At 56.3% G+C, this 1,988-nt stretch carries 2 protein-coding genes and 1 pseudogene; all 3 read left to right on the top strand.

The window, feature by feature from the left end:
- A partial coding sequence (gatC, locus tag KDK14_RS18480) for an Asp-tRNA(Asn)/Glu-tRNA(Gln) amidotransferase subunit GatC (protein WP_257266672.1) occupies positions 1 to 196 on the top strand: 196 nt, incomplete at its 5' end.
- A gap of 117 nt (positions 197 to 313) precedes the next feature.
- Positions 314 to 1,765, top strand: coding sequence for an Asp-tRNA(Asn)/Glu-tRNA(Gln) amidotransferase subunit GatA (gene gatA, locus KDK14_RS18475; protein WP_257266671.1), 1,452 nt, complete (start codon positions 314 to 316; stop codon positions 1,763 to 1,765).
- Between the two features lie 11 nt (positions 1,766 to 1,776).
- Positions 1,777 to 1,988: pseudogene (gatB, locus tag KDK14_RS18470) on the top strand (Asp-tRNA(Asn)/Glu-tRNA(Gln) amidotransferase GatCAB subunit B); the annotation flags it as partial.

The raw sequence follows: 1,988 nt of genomic DNA, 5'->3' as shown, positions 1-1,988 counted from the left end.
CAGCAGCATACTGGCACTGGTCGATAGCATGCAGGCGATTGATACACAAGGCGTGGAACCGCTGGCACACCCGCTGGATGCCATCCAGCGCCTGCGCCCTGACGAAGTCACCGAAGGCAATCAGCGGGAGCAATTACAGAGCTGCGCACCGGCGGTTGAAGAAGGCCTCTTCCTGGTTCCCCGTGTTATTGAGTAACCCGTTAGAAAACCTTGCAGCAGTGACCATGGCCGAAACGCCGAAATGGCATTATTTTAAAGTCCGGTAGAAGTTGAGTCTTTGCCAAACCCTATCTCCTCCAAACAAACGAGTCCCATGTACGATAAAACCATTGCAGAACAGAGCCGGGCACTAGCCAGTGGCGAAATATCCAGCGTCGAGTTGACACAAGCCTACCTTGAGCGAATCAGGCAATTCGATGGCGACCTCAACAGCTTTATTACGGTGACTGAAGCCTTGGCCCTGGAACAGGCAGAAGCAGCGGATAAACGCCGTGCAACCGGCAATGCCAACGCCATGACCGGCATTCCTGTTGCCCATAAGGACCTGTTCTGCACGCAAGGCGTGAAAACCTCCTGCGGTTCAAAAATGCTGGACAACTTTATTGCCCCTTATGAGTCCACCGTCACCGGCAAATTCCGTGATGCCGGTGCCGTCATGCTGGGCAAAACCAATATGGATGAGTTTGCCATGGGCTCTTCCAATGAAAACAGCCATTATGGCCCGGTCAAAAACCCCTGGGACAAAGCCGCCATCCCCGGCGGTTCCTCTGGCGGTTCAGCGGCTGCGGTAGCCGCCCTGCTGGCCTCTGGCGCTACCGGCACGGACACCGGCGGGTCCATCCGTCAGCCTGCCTCACACTGTGGCATTACCGGACTTAAGCCGACCTATGGCCGGGTCTCCCGCTGGGGCATGGTGGCCTACGCCTCAAGCCTTGACCAGGCGGGCCCGATGACCCGTTCTGCGGAAGATGCCGCCATTATGCTGAACACCATGGCGGGCTTTGACACCCGGGACTCCACCTGTCTTGACCATGAAGTACCGGACTACACGGCGACACTGAATGACTCCCTGGCAGGCCTGACCATCGGGTTGCCAAAAGAGTACTTCACGGCCGGTCTGGACAGTGAAGTGGAACAACAGATCCGCAATGCCATTGCCGAATATGAAAAACTCGGCGCCAACGTTAAGGAAGTCAGCCTGCCCAATGCCAGGCTGTGCATTCCCGCCTACTACGTCATTGCCCCGGCGGAAGCGTCTTCCAATCTATCCCGCTTTGACGGCGTGCGCTTCGGCTATCGCTGCGAGAACCCAAAAGACTTGATGGAGCTTTATGTCCGCAGCCGCAGCGAAGGTTTTGGTGAAGAAGTCAAACGTCGTATTATTGTGGGCACCTACGCCCTTTCCGCCGGTTATTACGATGCCTATTACCGCAAGGCCCAGCAGATCCGTCGCCTGATCCGTGATGACTTCCTCAACGCCCTCAAACAGTGTGATGTGATTATGGGGCCCAACGCCCCGACCCCCGCCTTTGACATTGGTGCCATGAGCAATGATCCGGTGGCCATGTACCTCTCGGATATCTATACACTGTCGGTTAATCTGGCGGGCCTGCCCGGCTTATCCGTTCCGGCAGGCATGGCAAACCGGCGCCCTGTGGGCCTGCAGATCATTGGCCAGCATTTTGATGAGGCCCGTCTGCTCAATATTGGCCACTGCTTCCAGCAGGCTACCGACTGGCATAAGCAATCTCCGGCATTGGTATAGGACACAGTAATATGCAATGGGAAACCGTTATCGGGCTGGAGATTCACGTCCAGCTGGCCACCAAAACCAAAATATTCTCCGGTGCATCCACCGCTTTTGGGGCCGCACCCAACACCCAGGCTTGCGCAGTAGACCTTGGCCTGCCCGGTGTCCTTCCGGTGGTCAACGAAGAAGCCATCAATATGGCCATTAAATTTGGCCTGGGCATTGATGCCGAAATCAA

Source organism: Endozoicomonas sp. ONNA2 (assembly GCF_024606365.1).
Lineage (GTDB): Bacteria > Pseudomonadota > Gammaproteobacteria > Pseudomonadales > Endozoicomonadaceae > Endozoicomonas.
Note: the sequence above shows the minus strand (reverse complement) of the source record. Positions and strands in the feature narration are given on the sequence as shown.

What these genes read in the sequence shown, in the direction of transcription:
- gatA (WP_257266671.1), top strand. Translation starts at nt 314, where the DNA reads ATGTACGATAAAACCATTGCAGAACAGAGCCGGGCACTAGCCAGTGGC.